Source organism: Porphyromonas sp. COT-290 OH860, assembly GCF_000768935.1.
In the GTDB taxonomy this organism is placed as follows: Bacteria; Bacteroidota; Bacteroidia; order Bacteroidales; family Porphyromonadaceae; genus Porphyromonas.
On sequence record NZ_JRAR01000057.1, the window covers coordinates 56224 to 73621 of the forward strand.

Genomic DNA, 17398 nt, shown 5'->3' on the forward strand with positions numbered 1-17398 from the left:
ATGACGCACAAGCTAGAGTTCACGATCCAGCAAATCGCACAGATGCTAGGAGGCCGTGTTGAGGGAGATCCCAGCCGACTAATTAGAGCTTTCGGCAAAATCGAAACGGCACAAGAAGGCGAATTGACCTTTCTAGCCAACGACAAATACAAACCTTTCGTCTATACGACTGGAGCTTCGGCTGTTTTGGTCAGCGAAAGCTTCACTCCTGAGCAACCTATACAGGCATCTCTAATCCGTGTAGCCGATCCGTATGCTGCACTGGCACAGCTGATGCAGTTTACCGAGAGCCAGCTTCGACCTCGCCGTAGGGGCATCGACCCTAGAGCTGTGGTAGCGCAGGACGCACAAGTGGGAGCGGACTGCTACATCGGGGCGAATGCTATCGTGGAGTCTGGTGTCGTACTGGGAGAGGGCTGCCAAATCTACCCTAATGCTTTCATAGGAGAAGGGACAAGAGTAGGAGCAGGGACGGTCATCTACCCCAATGCAACCCTATACTATGGTGTGGTTGTGGGCGAACGTTGCATCATTCATGCAGGTGCTGTCGTAGGAGCGGACGGATTTGGCTTCGCTCCTCAGCTGGACGGCTACCACAAGATACCACAGCTAGGCAACGTTATTCTAGAAGATGACGTCGAAATCGGAGCAAATACCTGCATTGACAGAGCGGCTATGGGTAGCACGATCATCAAACGTGGGGTGAAGCTCGACAATCTCGTGCAGATCGCACACAACTGCCAAGTCGGCGAACACACCGTACTAGCCTCTCAGGTTGGTATGGCTGGTTCGTCCACAATGGGGGCTTGGTGTCAGGCTGGCGGTCAGGTGGGTATCGCAGGTCATCTATCTATCGGCGACAGAGTGCAGATGGGAGGCCAAACCGGTATCCTTGGTAATATCAAGAGCGATCGATCGATCTTTGGTTCTCCAGCTATGGAGGTAGGCGATGCGATGCGTAGCTTCGTGGTTATCCCCAAGCTGCCAGATATGTATCGCCGACTAGGTAAACTAGAGAAAGAAATAGAAATAATCAAACTCAAAGAATAATATGGAAAAGCAGAAAACCCTCGCTGGTAGCTTCTCCCTCTCGGGGAAGGGGCTACATACGGGGCTTAATATCGAGATTACCTTCAGGCCTGCCGAGATCAATACGGGGAGGGTTATCCGTCGTGTAGACCTAGAGGGGGCTCCAGAGATCCCAGCCCTATCGGAGTTCGTCAAGGGGACTGAGCGTGGCACCGTGCTAAAAAAAGGCGATGCAAGCGTCAGCACGATTGAGCATGCCATGGCAGCCCTCTATGCCCTAGGCGTAGACAACTGTCTGATAGAGGTCAATGCTCCCGAGTTTCCTATTCTAGACGGTAGTGCAATCCGTTATGTTCAGGAGATCGAGCGTGTCGGCCTCGTAGAGCAAGAGGCCGATCGTGAGTACTACATCGTCAAGCAACGCCAAGAGGTAACATCGGCCGACGGCCGCTCTCGTCTGCTGCTACTCCCCGACTCGGAGTTTGGTGTAGATGTACATATCCACTTCGATTCTCAGGTACTGAGCAACCAATATGCTTCCCTAGACAACCTCAAGGACTTTGCTACGGAGATTGCAGCATCTCGCACCTTCGTTTTCGTCAGAGAGATCGAGGCACTCATGGCAGGCAACCTCATCAAGGGTGGAGATCTAGATAACGCTCTAGTAATCTACGATCATCTTTTGCCACAAGAGGAGCTCGACAAGCTATGCCAGCTGATGGGAGTGGAGCGTAAGATCGCTCCAGAGCTTGGCTATATCAACAATGCCCCTATCATCTACCCGAACGAACCAGCCCGCCACAAGCTACTAGATGTACTAGGCGACCTATCGCTCGTTGGCCGCCCAATACGAGGACGCATCATCGCAACCTGCCCGGGACATAAGATCAACAATGAGATGGGGCAGAAGATCCGCAAGGACATCAAGCAAAACGAGTCACAGGCACCATCGTACGACCCCAATCGTGCTCCCGTGATGGACGTCAATCGCATCCGTGAGCTACTCCCACACCGCTACCCATTCTTGATGGTCGATAAGATCATAGAGGTTGGACGTGACTATATCGTGGGGGTGAAGAACCTGACGGCCAATGAAGAATTCTTCCAAGGACACTTCCCTAGCGAACCAGTGATGCCCGGTGTGCTACAAGTTGAGGCGATGGCTCAGGTGGGTGGTTTGCTCGTACTCAATGGGCTGGACGAACCCGACCGTTACTCAACCTATTTCCTCAAAATAGACAATGTTAAGTTCCGCCAAAAGGTAGTACCGGGCGATACACTCGTATTCAAGCTCCGTCTAATCACAGAGCTCCGCCGTGGTATGGCCAATATGCGTGGTCTTGCATTCGTGGGCGATACGCTCGTTTGTGAGGCAGAGTTTATGGCTCAGATTGTAAAGAATAAGTAATTCGCAATATGACAAATACACTTATTAGCCCTCTGGCATCTATTCATCCAGAGGCAAAGTTGGCCGAGGGGGTTCAAGTACACCCTTTTGCCGTGATAGAGGCTAATACAGAGATTGGCGAAGGAACGATTATTCACTCCGGAGCTGTCATTCACTCCGGAGCTCGTATCGGTAAACACTGCGAGATCCACCCGGGCGCCGTGATCGCCGGTATCCCACAGGATCTCAAATACGCAGGCGAAGACAGCATCGCCATCATCGGCGACGGCACTCGTGTACGCGAATGCGTTACGGTCAATCGTGGCACAGTATCTCGTGGCAAGACCGTTGTCGGGAAGAATTGCTTGCTTATGGCTTATAGCCATGTGGCACACGACTGTGTGCTTGGCGACAACATCATCATCGGCAATGCTACTCAGCTGGCAGGCGAGGTGGAGATAGACGACTATGCGATCGCTAGCGGTGGCACGCTCGTACACCAGTTTGTGCGTATTGGTCGCCACGTGATGATCCAAGGTGGCTCTCGAGTGAATAAAGATATCCCCCCCTACACGCTCGTCGGGCGTGAACCGCTATGCTACTGCGGGATCAATATCGTTGGTCTACGGCGCCGTGGCATGAGCAACGACCAGATATACTGCATCAACGATATCTACCGCACCATCTACCAGCGTGGTCTAAACAACACAGAAGCACTAGCCACTGTGGAGAAGGAGGTAGGCGAATGCCCAGAGCGTGAGGAGATCCTCGGCTTTATCCGAGCCTCTAGCCGTGGTATCATTCGTGGTAATATGGACTAGTAGCCCAGCTCTCAACTAAGCCCAAGGGCTGAAGCACCTACACAGCAGACAGAAACATCTGCTGTGTAGGTGCTTTTTTATTTGCTGATGCATCAAGCCACAAAGCTGTCCTAGACTACACACAAGCCGATGAAGCGGACTCCACCTTGGGCTAGTGGGTATAAGGGCACAAAGGAACCACACATAAACAAATAAAAATCAATCAAATAAACCCATACCTATAGTCTCTTGATCCCTCTGTGGTTCATACTTCAAATTTTCTACCCATCAATCCTTTTGGATTGTAGGACAAACCTTAATAAATCTTTCCTTCAATCTAAAAAAATCTTCCCTTCAATTTTTGGAGTGATGTATATACAAGTTATCCACTACTTATACACATTCTCCACACTGAGTGCTAGAGGGCTTTCCTAGGATATGCACAGAGCCGATACAAAGTAGCCGATAGCTCTAACGGATAGTTGAGGCACGGAGATCTAGAGGCGAGGCACCGTACAGAGATGCCCCAGCTCGCCTCCGCTTGCCCGATGCATATAAAAGATGTACCTTTGTATGAACATTTAAGACGAAACCAAAACAATTAATTCACCAATTTTGATGAAGAAAATTCTATCCCTTTGTCTCTTGGTTGCTCCGAGTTTACTTGTAGCCCAAGAGCAGGCAGACAGCATCACCACGCACAGGCTAAACGAAGTGGAGGTAGTGGCTGACTACCTAAGAGCTCAACCTCAGCTCTCTCGCAGTAGTGTCTCACTCGACAAACTTCCGCTAAGCATCAGCAGCCTACAGGTCAATCAGCTCAAAAACCGCAATCTCTATCTCCCAACAGATGCTATCCGTTTCATCGGTGGTGGTAGTGGGATTGGCAAAAGCTATGGTGCGTTCCTACAGCTCAATGTAAGAGGATTTGACTATGCCCCTATCTCGGTAGATGGTATGAGGGACGAGCGTACGACCTTCAACTCCTACCCCCTATCGGATCTGAGCGAAGTGGAGAGCCTAGAGCTACTCAAAGGGCCAGCTTCTGTGCTACAAGGTCATTCGGCCGTAGGGGGTGCTCTGCTCCTCTCTCGCCGCAAGGCCAAGGCCCAAAAAGAAATCGAGGCAAGCCTCAACTATGGAAGCTGGAACTATATGCGTGCCTCAGCTCTGGTTGGCAACTACCTTGGCGCTGGCTGGAGTGGTCTATTCCTAGCCACATACAGCAAAGAGGACGGTTGGAGAGATCTTGGTGACAAGACACTCAAACTCTATGGGACACTCAACGGTAGATGGAGCAAAGACGAAGTAGATATACGAGTGAGCCACAACAATGACTTCTATGGTACCGAAACCGGTCTACCACCTACCCTATCGTCAGATGTCTACACAACCCAAGGCGACCAGCTCTACCTCAAGGCAGGAGAAGTGGAGGAGCGCATTCGTAAGAACAGGAGTGTACGCTACAACAATAGCTCCGACTTCATGTATCACCGCAATCTAAACGGCTCTGTACGTTGGGTACACACGTTTACACCCCAAATCAAATTGGTTGAGCATGCCTCTGCCAACTGGGACGACATCGACTACTTCAGCACCGAGGAGCTCAACTATGTAACGAGCAACAAGACAGAGTATGCCCACTACTTCAAGGGTAAGGGCGGTAAGAAGCAATACATTGATCTAAGCCGTGTACAGTTTACCTTCCCATTACGCTTCGAGCATATCGCCAAGACCTTCCAGAACCAGCTAACCCTCGATGCCAAGTTCTATACAGGCTTCATCAAGCATAACCTGACTTCAGGAGTCGATGTGAGCTATATGCGCCGAGTAACCTACAAGGGCTACAATCTAGAGGGCAGTGACCCTGATGTGTATGGCATTACGCAGCCTTGGATTGTATCGGCATACGAGCCCAAGGGTGTGGGAGAGCTCAAGAGCAAGTTTAGCAAAGCGAGCCCATCGCATACGTTCTCTAGCGGCTTCTTCGTGCAGGATATCTGGGAGTTTAGCCCTCAGATACAAGCTATGACGGCACTTAGATACGACCTCTACAGCTACCGCTCCTCGGGAGATATTGCTGTGGCCGACGGCAAACATTCGTTCCAAGATGTGGATACCTATCCCAACAAAATCAACGATACCGCACTGACTTATCGCCTTGGCCTAGTCTATACACCTATCAAGCAGCTAAGCCTATACAGCTCTATCGCCAATTACTTCAACCCCGATCGCACCTTCGCTAGACCCAATCGCATCTATATCGACAATAGTGGCAACGAGATCGAGCCGAAGGCTGGAGTAGGGCTCTTCAAGCCTCGTAGTGGCTATCAGATAGAGCTAGGTACGAGAGCTACTCCGCTCAAGTGGCTTGAGCTATCGGCCTCGGTGTATCATATTCTCCAAAACAACACCATCGTTGGCCTCGGCAGAGAGGTGCGCCAAGTCAATGGTAAGGACGTAACGTACTCTCTCACGGGGCAGATTGGGCAAATCACCTCGCAAGGAGTGGAGGCAGAGGCTAAGCTAAGCCCTATCGAAGGGCTTAACCTCTCGTTTGGTTATAGCTATACCGACGCCAAATACGGGGACAATCAGATCGACAAGTATCGTAAAAAGAACGAGAACGATGGGATCATCAAGCCCGGAACTGCCGTCGATGGTATATCTAAGCACAAGGCTTACAGCTTGGGCGAATACACAATCCAGAGAGGTCTACTCAAGAGCCTGAGCCTAAACTATGCGTTTAGCTATCAGGGAGAGCGCAGAATCAGACAGAATCATTTCCCTGCTTATACGCTACTTGACCTTGGTATCGCCTACCAAATCGTTCAGAACCTAAGGCTAAGTGCCAATGTGTACAACGTGCTGAACACGGAGAGCTACCAAGAGGCTCTAGGCAACCAAATGGTACCTAATAGGCCTACCAACTTCCGCATAGGCCTCTCTTACAAGCTATAAGATTTGTAGCTTGTAAGTACCCCAAGGGGCTGTGGCAAGATTTGATATAGCCACAGCCCCTTGTAGATACTTAGGAGCGTGCGATATGCCGTGTAGCTTGCACAATCGAAATAATTATCTACCTTTGCGGTGCAATCGCTGCCCGGATGGCGGAATTGGTAGACGCGTTGGTCTCAAACACCAATGAACGCAAGTTCGTGCCGGTTCGATCCCGGCTCCGGGTACTAAGCCTCGTTCTCGTTGGAGAATGGGGCTTTTTACTATCCGTATCCGCCAGACCGCACACCCCAGCGTAGAAAACCTTATTGCCCTACTACCCATACTTTTGCCCCCTTGGATTGAGTTGATTAACTTTGTAGTCTATGACAAAAGAAAATTGGTTGAAACGAAGCATCAGACAGATGCGCCTATGGGGCTTGAGAAGCTTCCGCTTTATTACCCTTGATATGTGGCGTCTAAGCCCTGATGAGATTCCACAACCCTTCAGGCTAATTGCCAACACCATCAAAGTGCTATACATGGCCACCAAGAGCTTCATCTTCGACGATCTGATGAGCCGTGCAGCCTCACTCACTTATAGTACCGTCCTATCCATCGTGCCTATGCTGGCCGTAATAGTAGGTATCGCCAAGGGCTTCGGGCTACAAGCTGTAGTCCATGATGCACTTGTCGAGGCCTTCCCCGGGCAAGAAGACCAGCTATCACAGGTCTTTGTCTATGTCGAGAACTATCTTGAGCAGGTACAAGGGGGGCTCTTCATCGGCTTCGGTCTGATCGTTTTGCTCTACACCGTCTTGATGCTGATTGCCTCTATCGAGGACGCACTCAACAGCATCTGGCAGGCACCCCATAGCCGTCCGTGGTCTAGGCGTATCCTAGACTACTTTGGGTTCTTCCTCCTACTACCGATCCTACTCACAGGCTCTAGTGTCGTGACGCTCCTCGGGACCGCTGTACGCAATATGGTTTCGCCCGACGTGATGATTATCAGCTCGGTCATGGAGTTTTCGCTCAACCTGATCCCCTACATCTTCTCGATCGCCTCACTAGTGGCGCTCTATATGTTGCTGCCCAACGTGCGGGTACGCTTCGTCCCTGCACTTATCTCGGGGACTCTGGCAGGTATTGCCTTCCAGATCTTCCAGTCGCTCTACATCAGCGGAGTACTCTGGATCTCACGATACAATGCTATCTATGGTAGCTTCGCTGCCTTCCCTCTACTCCTCCTCTGGATGCAGCTCTCTTGGACGATTACCCTCTTCGGTGCACAGCTCTGCTACTCGATACAAAACATTCGCCGATTCTCTTTTGGCGAGGCTTCGCTCAAGGCATCACGTCGCTACTTCGACTTCGTGACTATCCTTGTAGCCAGCAAGATCATACAGAGATTCGGCCAAGAGGGAGCCAAACCCTACCGTGCCGAGTCCCTCTCTAGCGAATGCCAAATACCTCTTCGCTTGGTCGGGCAAGTACTCGCCAAGCTAGAAGAAATCGGAGTGATCAACGAAATCGGCTATGGCGACCCCATAGAGGAGGGCTACTATCACCCTGCAGTAGACCCAGAGCTCATCTCAGTGGGCTACCTTGTAGAGAAGCTAGATCGACATGGCTTCGAGGACTTCCGTATAGACAATGAAGAAGACTATCGCCCCCAATGGGAAGCTATGCTCATTACTCGCCAAGGCTATGAACAGCCACAGGCAGGGATCCTACTTCGTGACCTCAAACACAGCTGATCCGACACCCCTCTAGAGCGATGAAGAAACTAGGTCGCCCAGCACGTCCGCATAGGCTCATAGTCAAACTCAACGAGCGAGAGCTCAAGGCCCTCGACCAGTACTGCAAGAAGTATCGGGTAGACAACCGCTCCCATTGGCTTAGAGAGCTGATGATGACGGAGATCATCAAACGTTTTGAGCTGGACGCCCCAATGCTCTTCAGTGAAGAAGAAATGAGATAAGCCATGCAGTGGTTGCACTACGACGATGAGTACTATATGCGCATCGCCCTCGAGGAGGCACAGCTGGCCTACGACGAGGGCGAGGTACCTATCGGAGCGGTCGTGGTAGCTGGGGGACGGGTGCTTGCTCGTGCCCACAATAGAGTAGAGGCGCTAGGCGACCCCACGGCACACGCCGAGATGCTAGCCATCACAGCAGCCACAGAGGTAGTGGGGAGTAAGTATCTAGTAGGTTGCCAGCTGTATGTGACCATAGAGCCCTGCCCGATGTGTGCTGGTGCAATCCGCTGGGGGCGACTATCTCGTGTGATCTATGGCGCAGGCGAGGAGAAGTTCGGCTACCGCATATTCTCGCCACAGATTCTCCCGAGGTCTTGTCGTCTGACCACTGGCGTGCTAGCCGAGCAGGCAAGAGAGCTGATGCAACGCTTCTTCCGAAGCAAGCGGTAGCAGGCATACAACCAACTAACAAAACCCAATGTCCGACTTCAACGTACATATACTTGGCTGTGGCTCAGCCTTGCCCACCGTAGCCCACCTCCCTAGCTCGCAGGTCGTAGAGCTACGAGGCAAGCTCTACATGATAGACTGTGGAGAGGGTGCACAGAGGCAGATGCGCCTACAGCGCTTGAACTTCGGCAAGCTCGTCGCCATCTTTATCTCACACCTACACGGCGATCACTGCTTCGGCCTTCCGGGGCTAATCTCTTCGCTCGGTATGCTTGGGCGCACGGGCAACCTACATATCATAGGCCCTGTGGGGTTAAAGCGTTTCCTTGAGCCAATCCTTGAGCAGTTCTGCGACCAAATGGCGTATCGGGTAGTCCTTACAGAAACAGATACCCGCCAAGGACAAACCGTCTGGGAGGATAGGTCAGTGACAATCAGCACTATTCCCCTCAAGCACCGCACCCCTACGCAGGGCTATCTCTTTCGAGAGAAGGTTACCCCTCTACACCTAGACAAGGCCTCGGCAGACTTCTATGGCATTCCACTAGCTGCGTATCCTGCTATCCTGCGTGGCGAGGACTTCGTTAGCGAGGCGGGAGAGGTAATCCCCAACAGCCGACTGACCAAGCGTGGGCGTGAGGCACGTAGCTATGCTTACTGCTCCGATACGTCCTATCTACCCAATAACGCTCCACTGATCAAGGGCGTGACACTCCTCTACCACGAGGCCACCTTCCTCACTAGCGAGTCGGCACGAGCTGGCCAAACGGGACATAGCACAGCTAGAGAAGCAGCGCTGATGGCACAGAGCGCAGAAGCCAAGCGACTACTCATAGGCCATTACTCGGCACGGTACCACGCAACGGACGATTTGCTCGCAGAGGCACGGGCGATATTCCCCTGCACAGAAGCGGCCAACGAGGGTATGTGCCTAGAGCTCTAGCAGACAGAGAGGCGCTTCGTCAAAATAATAAGCCCATAGAGGAGGTCAAACACTCCCCTATGGGCTTTCTGTATGTGCGAGCTTCCTACCTACTCTCTACATTCAGCGACCTCTAGTGTGCCACCGAAGCCCGAGGTCGCAGTATATTCGGGGGCATAAACCGATTGCGCCGAAGCCGATGTGACTTGATAGGTGCCAGAGCGCACGACATACTGCTCATACTCGATCTGATACTCGCCACGGCCAAGGCGGTCGAAGTAGAAATTGGTCATCATATCCCTTGGCTCGTAGTAGTAGCCTGCACCAGAGTGCCACACATAGCCAGAGGTTTGGCGGCGAGGTTCGGTACAGCCTAGGCGAGGATCACTTAGAGCGACGAAGTCCATCTCTCGACTTAGCTTGAGCATGAGCTTCGTGACCAGCACATCGCCCACGGCAAGACTCTGCCCTGTGGCCAGTGGTATGAGCTTCTCTCGTCCTCCCTGCACGGCTTTGAGGTAGTGACGTCGCTCGATCTGTAGCTCTCTGCCAGAGGCACGCTCCTCGATGCTTGGGAGCATATAGCGTGCAGTGGCCGCCCCCCAGACTTGACCCGAGTGCTGGGCTCTCGCCTCAATAGCTAGAGGATAGCTTGCCCGATCGAAGTCTTCGACGAGCCTAATGCGTTCGCCCGATTGGACTAGCTCTGTACCATCAGCTCGCTTTAGGGTCAGCTCCGTGCGATTAGGCTCACGAAGCTCCGTACTACCAGAGCCAACGAATAGGGCATATAGAGCCTCCGCCGTAGCCGTCGTACTCTCCCAGCGAACCGAGCGCTTCTGGTTGAGCAACCACTGCTGCAAGGAGTGAAGCGTAGCCTTGTCTTCTGGAGCGAGTAGGCGTAGTGCCTCGATCATCTCCGTAACCATAGTATAGGAGCGATTAATCCACCAATAACCACCCGTGCTGATCTGAGCGAAGAATGCACCGACCTCTGCGTCGCTCAAGTGCTGACGCAGGGACTCCACGAGGAGTAGAGCCAGCGGCCTATCGTACTCAGCGAGGGCAATAGCAGCTTGTGGCTTAGCCCATAGCGGCAGCTCGTGTGCACCACGACGCAGACGCTCAAGGAAGAATCGCCTCTGGGCAACATTCGTCTCGGACTTGGCTCGCTTATTCAACTCTAGAATATAGAGGTAGTTCAGCTCTAGGCTAGAGATCTGCCCATGTATTTGCTTAGATTTACGCTCGGCCTCTTGGATTTGCTGCATCAACTCCGCCATAGCCTTGTCAAGTGCCTGATGCCCTCTCTGGAGCATCAGCTCGGTGCGTCGAGTATCCACTGCTCTGGGATTGAGCTGGCGTAGTCGTACCAGCTGACGCATCACATAGGTTGTCGTGTACAGACTGCCACGCATACGGGCAAACCAAGGCCATAGACCATCGCTCCCCTGTAGCTCGGCAAGCTCACGCAGTAGACGATCCTCCCGATCGCTCTGCCCTAGAGTACCGAAAAAGGCGACCAGCGAGGCCAAACGTTTACCCTCATCTTCGCTAGCGATGACCTTAGCCCAAGGTGTGGTCGAGAGAGGGCGCTTCAGCAGGCTATCTATATCGTCCCTCAGACTGTCCCTCATCTCGGCACGACGCTCGGAAAGCCAATGCTGTAGCCCGGGAGTTTGAGCGACAGCCTTAGCTAAAGCCTGCCCGTAAAGCGCCGAACTGATGGAGATTGCATTGGCGAGATTGTCCTGAGCAAGGGTCGGCAAAGTCTGCAGGGCTAGGAAAAGAGGATTACTCTCTACACGTACCTCAACCCGACCGCTATCGGGGATGAAGCCCGTCGAGGGAAAGAGTTCCGAGAGATCAACCTTGGTCTGTTCGGCAGTTAGTAGCGTAAAGGCCTCACTGCGTATCGCCTCCTCTCTAGACGAGGTGATCGGCAGAGCTCGCTGCTCCCCGTCGGCGAAGCCAGAGCCGTGAGCCATCATACGCACGCCGATAGAGTCTAGCTCGAGCGACTGGTCTAGCGCAACCGAGAAGCGAAAATCCTGCGTCTGAGAAGGAGCAACCTTTAGGGGTAAACTATCTTGATGAATAATGGCCTGATCTTGGAGGCGGAAGAGCTCTAGGCGTACAGAACCTGCTTGCTCTCGATCACTTAGATTCTGCACTTGCGCCGCAAGGCTTAGCTTATCTCCTAGGCGAATGAGGCGAGGCAAGTAAGGCTTGAGCATCAGCTCTCGATAGCTCTCGATGTAGGCTCTATGGTAGCCCGTATTCATATCTGCCGTATGAGCTACAAGTTCCAGACGCCAGCGGGTTAGATTATCGGGGAGTTGAAACGACCAGCTCACCTCGCCAGACTTATCCGTGAGCATTCGAGGGCGGAAGAAAGCCGTTTCGGCGAAGTCTTGCCTCAATCCACCCTCTACGGGCGAAGCTTCAGTCGCATCATCAGTTATATCACTGCTCTTTGCCAGCATCATAGATCTCAGCTCCTTGCTTCGTATCGCACCAGCCTCTGCCGACATTTGCTTCGGTACAGCCGACCGCTCTAGTAGCATAGCATTACCACCACCGTATTCCTCCTGCATGCTACCTAGAGGGACGAAGGACTGATGCCACACATCGTAGTCCTCGCTTTGGCTTGCGCCCCAGTTGATTTGCCCAACCGCATTAGGCGCAAATCTATCGTTTGTCAACCCATAGGCATGGGTATAGAATGGTCTGAGCAGAGGGTGAGCATATAGCTGGGTAAATCTAAGTGGCATCACAGCGTCTAGTGCACTGTCGTACATCCACGCAGCTATGGAGGCTCGGACGGGTTTGCCCTTGTGTAAGACACGTAGCTGCCAAGTTTCGTTACTGCCGGCTCTCAGCCGATCTCTAAAGCTCTGCCAGCTTAGAGTCAGCTCCTTGTCGGGTTGCACACGAGAGAAGGTAAACGTCTGTTCGTATAGCCGAGCCGAGCGCACCGTATAGAGGTACACACGCACCTGCTCAGTCGTTTCTCTTGGCAAGTCAATCATCAACTGATTGAGCGACGATGGGCGAGGGCGAAGCATTCCGTAGCCTATTACCCTGCCGTCTATCTCGGTGCGGTAATAGATATAACTATCCTCTAGAGCCGAAGCATAGTGAATGAGGGGAGGTCTACGGCTACTATATGTCAGCTCTGGCGCAGTAGCCACAAGTGGCGCCCCCTTGACCTCGATGATGCGGTCGCTGGATCTGTAAAGGACGAAGCTAGTCGTGTCGGAGAGCTCTCGGCCGTCTTCTAGCGTGATCCGTGTCTTGAGGTCGTACGCTCCAGAGGGAAGGTTACGCAGTTGCCCAGAGAGGTTACGCTCGGTATTGGAGCTACAGGTATCTGTGAGCCATACTTTCTGCCGACTACGGATCTCGTATGTGGCGAGGTAGGGCACAGGCTCGTAGTCGGAGTTCTGCACCCTAACTTCTAGTATTTGTTTGGACTGATTGACCTCCATGTATTGGGGGAGCTTCGCCGTAATCTGTGGTAAATCTTTCCCGATAGAGAAGCGAATTTCGCCACGCTGCACCTCGCCCGTCGTCGCTGTGACCTGCACACCTACTCGATAGTATTGGTAGAGCTCTACTGCACGATCTAGTTGGTCGAAGGCTTTGAGCCGAGAGAGATGCAAGCGAAGCATGGCACGCCCCTCTGCATCAGTTACCAATTCGGGCAGATTGAGCTCCTCTTGCTCACGGCTCATCGTGATGAAATAGCCGTATCTCGGCTGATAAGCTCGCCCCGTAATCTGTACTTTGGGGGCTAGGCGAACCGAAGCTAGCGGAAGCCCTGTCATATCAACCACACGAATACTCAAGTCAATGCTATCCCCCAAGCGAAGTAATCGCTCCGCCTTGTTCATCTTGACCTCGAAAGTAGGCTTGCGGTACTCCTCTACAAGGACGTTGGAGGAGGCTATGTACCGCCCCGTTCGCTCGCAAACAATGCGATATCGCCCGAGCTTCGCCTCACGAGGGAGTGTAAATTGACCGTCGAATCGCCCAAGGCTATCCGTCGTCACATGGATTGATTGGATACGCTCCGAGTTGGCATCGTATAGGATTAGTTCGATGCTCTCCTCTGGCAAGACTCGTGCTAGCTCTGCGTGCGCCTTTTGCTCTGCGAGATACCCCCACAGACGGAGGGTATCGGCTGGGCGATAGACGGGGCGATCGGTAGAGAGCAATGCCTCCACTTGTCCTTTCGGCTTACCTTGCTCTCTTGTATCACGACTGATACCGACCGATAGCCCTAAAGGATCCTCTAGGTTCGTCGAACGAACGAAGACACTCGAGTACCACTGTCCGTCCAAGGGTCTCGGCAACTGTACACGTCCCTGCTCATCGGTCTTTTGCTTCTGCTCTGTGCCTTTGCGCAGCTTCATCTGCACAGCGAGGGCGGAGAGCGGACGTCCCGAGAGGGCATCTAGCCACTGTAGATGCCCTCCTCGTCCACCTTGCGCCTCGTGATTGATGACGAATTGATCCGTCACATAGTACCTAATATATCTATCGCTATGATAGGCTTTGCGCAGAGAGGAGGCTTGTGGGCTACGCACAGGCTCAAGATGTAGATAGTACAATCCTCTGTGGCGATGCTCCAGACGTAGCGTATCACTTCGGCTCCCCCATAGGCTGTCTGGAAGAAGGGCGATGGTGCGCTCCTGCTCTAAGTGGAGCTGTTGAGGATCGTACTGCTCGTCTAGATTAAGTAGCACCGATGGTGTGTGGTAGAGCTTGAGGCGAACGCTATCCACTAGCGTATGATTTAGTCGAAGCATCTGCACTCGATGCCCCGTGACGATGTTCGTCCCGACTTCGTAGTCTAGAGAAGCAACTAGTAACCCCGAGCGATACTCCCTAATGGAGCGTACTAGAGTGGGCGACGCCTTAGAGCCAAATCGCTGTAGGTAACGATCGAGTAGCTCCACCGCTAGGCGTGGCTCGCTCGGCTCATAGAGTTTTTGGCTGATATCCGTGATATACTGCATCACCTCGATCTGGCCAGCGTATGTATCAAGGAATTGGCGACAGAGTTCTTTCTCTCTATGGGATGCGTCCTTATACTTATGCTCTAGAAGGAAGTAGTCGGCGTGCAGACGCTCTGCTCCAATCGGCAGATCCTGCACATACGCCTGCAAACTAGCCAAGATGAGGGGAGAGATCTCCCCCGAGCGATAGACGAGAAGCTGATACACATAGCTGCCGAGTGTACTGTTCCACTTGGATGTACCTCTACTCACACTCGGTGGAAGCTCATGGCGCATCGGCTGATGTAGCACACGGCGATCCTTGAGAGCTTCCCGAGCGAGGGCTTCTAGCTTCTGCCGATAGAGGCTATCCGACCAACGACGTGGGTCGATCGCGTCGTACTCCTCGCCTTCCTCCATGGGGTTGCGCCGTGTGTAGTAGCGACTCCTATATTGATAGTCTTCATATAGGCTATGTGTAACAGCACTAAGCAGACTGCGCTCCTCGGGGTTGAGCCAACTGAGCTGAGCCACCCGAGCGAGCTGGACGAATACCTCCGCATCATGGTCGGTACTGATGCTCCTATTGGCATCACGACTAGCGACTAGAGCGAGGAGCAAATCGGATAGCTGTCGGTTGCGCTCGGCCAGACGCATCAAGCTCTGTGCCTTATCTAGAGCCGTTTTGGGCTGACGGAGCTTTTGGGCCTGAAGAAGCTCTTGTTTGAGCTTACTAGCTTGCGTGGTATATTGGGCAGTGCGCTGGGCATCTACTCTTATCCATCCTAGCAGACAGAGCAGTACGCAGAGGTAGACCAAGCCGATAGTCCTTTTCATACTCTATATTGATTCCTAAGCAACAACGATTTTACTCAAATACATTTCTTAACAAAGATACATTTTCTCCGCAAATGCCTTCTTAGATATACTTCTGAGGGGCAGGCAGATTATCCCTCCGATTGATAATACTAAAGGGCTGTGCCAACAGATAGCACAACCCTTTAGTCTATGAACAGTGCTCTGAAGCTACTGGACTACCGAGATGAGGTGTAGGTTAGATACCTTGGTGCGGCTCTTTAGCCAAGCCTTGAGGCGAGCCTCCTCCTCTGGTCGAAGGCGACGCTTTCCCTCTACGACGACCGTTAGTAGCGAGTCGGACTGTACGCCATTGGAGAAGCTAGGGGCGAAACTCAGCCTGCCAAGCTCTGGGAATAAGTCACGAGCCTCCTGCTGTATATCGGGAGCTAAATCCGAGTAGCGACTATAGCGATTGAGCAAAGCCTTGAGTGAGTCAATCTGCCTGCTCTGCTGGCGAATAATCTTGTCCGAATTGTCGTACAAGTCTTGTAGTAAGACGCTCTTGAGTTCTTTCATATCCACGTCCTCGGCTTGCGTGCCGAAGCCTTGGCGTACTACCAAGTGTACATTCTCTAGGCCATAGCGAGGCATACGCCCTCTGATGCTATCGAGATACTCCTCGGGGAGCTCCTGCCCCAGCAGTACCACCTCTAGTCTCTTCTCACTTCCCTGATTGATGAAGTGCTGCTTAACTACCTGATTGGTTGAGGTATTGAGCTGCTCTAGCACGAAACGATTAGCTCCATCTTCCATCACACTATCTCGAATGAGTATCACGCCAAAGTAGACACTTGGTGCAATCGTACATAGGGCTATTATCGTGACGAAGCGACGGATCTTGCGTTCACGCTCGGGATTGACGAAAGACTTGTAGGGGAATTTGAGCACACGCACCATCACAAAGGTCGAGAGCCCAATGAACACCGAATTGATTAGATACAGATAGAACGCCCCGAAGAAGAAGCTCAAATTACCCTGTGAGAGTCCGTAGCCGGCTGTACAGAGCGGTGGCATCAGAGCTGTAGCGATCGCTACCCCGGGGAGCACATTTCCCTTGTTGCGTGTACTGCTAGCAATAATGCCAGCTGCCCCACCAACGAAGGCGATGAAAACATCGTAGATCGTGGGCTGCGTACGAGCCAGCAGCTCACTCTGAGCTTGGCTCAGAGGTGAGAGCAGGAAGTACATGGTCGCCGTAAGGATACTGATCAGGGTCATTAGTCCGAGGTTACGGAGCGAACGCTTAATCAGCTCGAAGTCATAGATCCCCAATCCCAATCCGAAGCCAATGATTGGCCCCATCAGAGGGGAAATCAACATCGCACCGATAATCACGGCAGTCGAATTGACGTTAAGCCCCAGCGAGGCAATCATAATGGCAAATATCAAGATCCACATCTTGGAGCCACGGAAGTCCACATCTTCCTTGATTGCATCTATGGTAAAGTGCTCGTTGCTCTTATCGTTGGTCAAGTCAAAAATATCCCGAACGCGCCCACGAATGAGTTGCATCAAGCTGGAAGGGGCTGGTTCGATCTGAGGTTGCCCCTGCGGATTGTTTTCTATCATATCTCCAAATATCAATATTGGTTTATTTCTTGGCTTCTAGAGTCAGGCGTAGCTGCCTCAGGCATAGCTCTCTAGGAGCCTCTGCCTGCCATGTAAGCTTGAGTGCCTCGATCTCTAGTTGTTTAATTAACCCGTGGGCAGAGATTTGGTTGCGACCCCCTATTTGATGTAGCGGGATCTTGAGCCAACCTTGGCTCGTCTTGCCCTCTAAAATGGCCTCGATAGCATAGCTATCGGCTAGCCCCTTGTGGTAGCTTAGGGCGACCTGCTCGGGTAGAGCAATGCGTACCTCCATAGATGTGCAGCTCTATACTCTGGGATTAATACGCTCGACACTCTACCCCCGTACCTGCACAGAAGGAGACTATTGCGCAATGCGCCGCTCAAAGTTTCTTGTATCTTTCTCGATGTTTTTTGAGTGTTTGAGCGGCTTTGGGAGCCTTGAATACTATCCCCCTA

The 17398-nt window shown here is 52.4% G+C and carries 11 protein-coding genes and 1 tRNA gene; 9 read left to right on the forward strand and 3 right to left on the reverse strand.

Annotation, left to right across the window (positions count from 1 at the left end):
• The 9 genes from lpxD to HQ41_RS06415 all read left to right on the forward strand — a co-directional run bounded on the left by lpxD (position 1) and on the right by HQ41_RS06415 (position 9530).
• Positions 1-1050: a UDP-3-O-(3-hydroxymyristoyl)glucosamine N-acyltransferase gene (lpxD, locus tag HQ41_RS06375; protein WP_044189452.1), complete on the forward strand. Its 1050-nt coding sequence runs from the start codon at positions 1-3 to the stop codon at positions 1048-1050.
• A 1-nt stretch (position 1051) separates the two neighbouring features.
• Complete coding sequence (locus tag HQ41_RS06380) at positions 1052-2437, forward strand: bifunctional UDP-3-O-[3-hydroxymyristoyl] N-acetylglucosamine deacetylase/3-hydroxyacyl-ACP dehydratase (protein WP_044189455.1); 1386 nt, start codon at positions 1052-1054, stop codon at positions 2435-2437.
• 8 nt (positions 2438-2445) lie between these two features.
• Positions 2446-3237 (forward strand): acyl-ACP--UDP-N-acetylglucosamine O-acyltransferase, encoded by a 792-nt coding sequence (gene lpxA / locus HQ41_RS06385; RefSeq protein ID WP_044189458.1) that lies wholly within the window; start codon positions 2446-2448, stop codon positions 3235-3237.
• 597 nt (positions 3238-3834) lie between these two features.
• On the forward strand, positions 3835-6177 hold the full coding sequence (locus HQ41_RS06390; RefSeq protein WP_044189461.1) for a TonB-dependent siderophore receptor: 2343 nt from the start codon (positions 3835-3837) through the stop codon (positions 6175-6177).
• 140 nt (positions 6178-6317) lie between these two features.
• A tRNA-Leu gene (locus HQ41_RS06395) sits at positions 6318-6401 on the forward strand.
• 138 nt (positions 6402-6539) lie between these two features.
• Positions 6540-7913, forward strand: coding sequence for a YihY/virulence factor BrkB family protein (locus HQ41_RS06400; RefSeq protein ID WP_044189464.1), 1374 nt, complete (start codon positions 6540-6542; stop codon positions 7911-7913).
• 20 nt (positions 7914-7933) lie between these two features.
• Positions 7934-8137 (forward strand): hypothetical protein, encoded by a 204-nt coding sequence (locus HQ41_RS06405; protein WP_044189467.1) that lies wholly within the window; start codon positions 7934-7936, stop codon positions 8135-8137.
• A gap of 3 nt (positions 8138-8140) precedes the next feature.
• On the forward strand, positions 8141-8587 hold the full coding sequence (locus HQ41_RS06410; RefSeq protein ID WP_044189470.1) for a nucleoside deaminase: 447 nt from the start codon (positions 8141-8143) through the stop codon (positions 8585-8587).
• A gap of 28 nt (positions 8588-8615) precedes the next feature.
• Positions 8616-9530: a ribonuclease Z gene (locus HQ41_RS06415; RefSeq protein ID WP_044189473.1), complete on the forward strand. Its 915-nt coding sequence runs from the start codon at positions 8616-8618 to the stop codon at positions 9528-9530.
• Positions 9531-9619: 89 nt separating this feature from the next.
• Here HQ41_RS06415 and HQ41_RS06420 read toward each other — a convergent pair whose 3' ends face one another.
• From HQ41_RS06420 to HQ41_RS06430, 3 genes are all read right to left on the reverse strand, one after another.
• Positions 9620-15349, reverse strand: coding sequence for an alpha-2-macroglobulin family protein (locus HQ41_RS06420; protein WP_044189475.1), 5730 nt, complete (start codon positions 15347-15349; stop codon positions 9620-9622).
• Positions 15350-15538: 189 nt separating this feature from the next.
• Positions 15539-16882 (reverse strand): TIGR00341 family protein, encoded by a 1344-nt coding sequence (locus HQ41_RS06425; RefSeq protein ID WP_044189482.1) that lies wholly within the window; start codon positions 16880-16882, stop codon positions 15539-15541.
• Positions 16883-16961: 79 nt separating this feature from the next.
• Positions 16962-17234 (reverse strand): hypothetical protein, encoded by a 273-nt coding sequence (locus HQ41_RS06430; RefSeq protein WP_044189478.1) that lies wholly within the window; start codon positions 17232-17234, stop codon positions 16962-16964.
• Positions 17235-17398: the final 164 nt, after the last annotated feature.